This window comes from Haladaptatus sp. (assembly GCF_049589095.1).
Lineage (GTDB): Archaea > Halobacteriota > Halobacteria > Halobacteriales > Haladaptataceae > Haladaptatus.
On record NZ_JBAWAC010000434.1, the window covers coordinates 1 to 2,232 of the forward strand.

Annotated in this window: 2 protein-coding genes and 1 pseudogene; all 3 read left to right on the forward strand. The window is 56.5% G+C overall.

Translation table 11 applies throughout. From position 1 onward, the window contains the following. A pseudogene (locus WBV42_RS13660) lies at positions 1-329 on the forward strand (glycosyltransferase); the annotation flags it as partial. A gap of 94 nt (positions 330-423) precedes the next feature. Continuing rightward, positions 424-1,545, forward strand: a complete 1,122-nt coding sequence (locus tag WBV42_RS13665) for a glycosyltransferase (RefSeq protein ID WP_423986515.1) — start codon at positions 424-426, stop codon at positions 1,543-1,545. A 1-nt stretch (position 1,546) separates the two neighbouring features. After that, a complete protein-coding gene (locus WBV42_RS13670; protein ID WP_423986516.1) occupies positions 1,547-2,230 on the forward strand; it encodes a glycosyltransferase family 2 protein in 684 nt (227 codons plus the stop codon). The last annotated feature ends 2 nt before the right edge of the window (positions 2,231-2,232 follow it).

Genomic DNA, 2,232 nt, shown 5'->3' on the forward strand with positions numbered 1-2,232 from the left:
ATGCGCTCGGGAAACACGGAAAATACGGCGGCATCGTGCTTCCCTTCAACTGGTGGTTCATGATCGTCTCGCCGTGGCTACTCGCGCTCGGAATCGGACTCCTGACCGGGGGCGCACTGGTCGCGGCAGGACCGTTCGGTCTCGTCGTCCCCGGTGTGCTCGGTGCGTTCGTCAAACTCGGCGGGAGCGATCGACTCGGCCCGCTTCAGCCGGTATACGCCATCTTCGACACGCAAGTCTCGCTGTTCCGCGCGAGTTTGGAGTTGTTACGTGGCGAAGGCGACGGAACGTGGGAGATAGACGAGGAATTGCGGGAGGCGTTCGAGTGAAATGGAGAAGCGATACTGATAGTTCCAACATAACGACCTGAAGCGTTGAGTAAGAAGGCTTATATAGTTTAAGAGAACTGCAAAACCGTAAGGAATGTCGGACAATTTACCCTCGGTTGCTATTCTTCACGACCGATTCCCCCAGATCGGTGGTGGCGAAAAATTCGCTATCGAGGCAGCTCGGACGCTCGATGCGCCGATTTACACGATGTACGTCTACCCTGGTACCGAAATTCCGAACGACGTTCGGGTGGTTCCTATCAAACAGAAAAAATACACGCGCGGGCTATCGGGCAGCCTACTCGCGTGGAAAAACGAGGGATCAAACCCCCTCGAAACGCTTTCGGTGGCAATGGACATGACCGATGCACATCCCGATCTCACGGAGTACAATGTGATTCTGGAGAGCGCTCCGCTGTCGAAACATTACGTCCCGACTGTCGACCAGCGGATAGTCCACTATCCGCACAGCCCGCCACGGTGGTTGTACGACCTCTACCGGGACCGAATGGAATCGTTCGACTACTCCGGTGTCCGGTTCGCGCTGAAGACCTACGCGAAGTGGTGGCGCGCGCTCGATAAGGAAGCGAACGATTACGTCGATACGTTCGTCGCCAACAGTGAACTGATTCGGGACCGCATCAAGCGCTACTACGACCGTGAGTCGGAGGTCGTCTATCCTCCCGTGACCGGCCATTGGCGCAACGAAGGGGACGACGGCTACTTCGTGACGTGGTCACGACTTGCGCCGGAAAAACGAATGCCTTTGATCGCAGAGGCATTCACCGAGCTGGACGAACGCCTCGTCATCGCTGGCGACGGTGCAGATAGGGAGAAACTCGAATGCATCGCGCGTGGTCACGACAACATTGAAATCAGAGGATTCGTGGAAGACATCGAATCGCTCGTCGCACGTTCGACGGCAGTCATCTACGCACCGGTGCAGGAGGACTTCGGACTCGTCGGTGCCGAAGCACTGATGGCCGGAAAACCACTCCTTGGCGTGAACGAGGGGTTCACGAAGTATCAGGTCGAGGAGGGAGTCACTGGCGAGTTATTCGAACCGACTATCGAATCTGTGCGCGAGACGGTTCGGACGTTCGACCCTGAACGGTACGACGAGGACGTGATTCGGAAGCATGCCGAGAACTACAGCTACGAATCGTTCCAGCAGGGACTGCGAGATGTCGTCGCTCGAATGGGTACGGAGGACTAAGATGGCAATAGAATACCCTATCACCGCGACCGACCCACAGATTTCGGTGGTGATTCCGACGATACCCGACAACAACCACGACGAAGTGGTCGCGTGTCTCAAATCCCAAACGCACAACTCATTTGAAGTACTGGTTGTGAACGACGCCAATCTCGATATCTGTGAGGCGCGAAACGCCGGAATTGAAGCCGCGAACGCGGCAGTCGTCGCCCTCACGGACGACGACTGTCGCCCCAAGGTAGGGTGGCTCTCTGCTGTGGGGAACGAATTCAACGCACAACCGAATCTCGTCTGCCTGGAAGGCAAAGTAGAAGGTGGGCGAACATACCGTGGAGAACGTAAGTACGTCGGCTGTAATCTCGCGTTCGACCGAGATGCGGCACTCGCCGTCGGCGGATTCGACAGTGAGTATGCTGGCTGGCGCGACGATACCGAGTTTGGGTGGCGGATGGAGAGGGATGCCGACGGTGAATGTCGGTATAGCGACCGCGTTCAGATGACGCATCCGGAATTGCCGCGGGCAACCATCGATACGACGCTTGAAGCGCGAATGAAAGACGCCTATCCCCACCGATATGAAAACATTATTGTCCCAAATACCAAGATAGGCCGATTGAACGATTGGCTGTGGCGGAACGGAGTCTGGGACGTCATAGACAAGGTTCGCTACAGAGGGAAACAATGACC

Bases quoted from the DNA above. Each gene is read 5' to 3' on its own strand.
- WBV42_RS13665 (WP_423986515.1), top strand. From the start codon at position 424: ATGTCGGACAATTTACCCTCGGTTGCTATTCTTCACGACCGATTCCCC.
- WBV42_RS13670 (WP_423986516.1), top strand. From the start codon at position 1,547: ATGGCAATAGAATACCCTATCACCGCGACCGACCCACAGATTTCGGTG.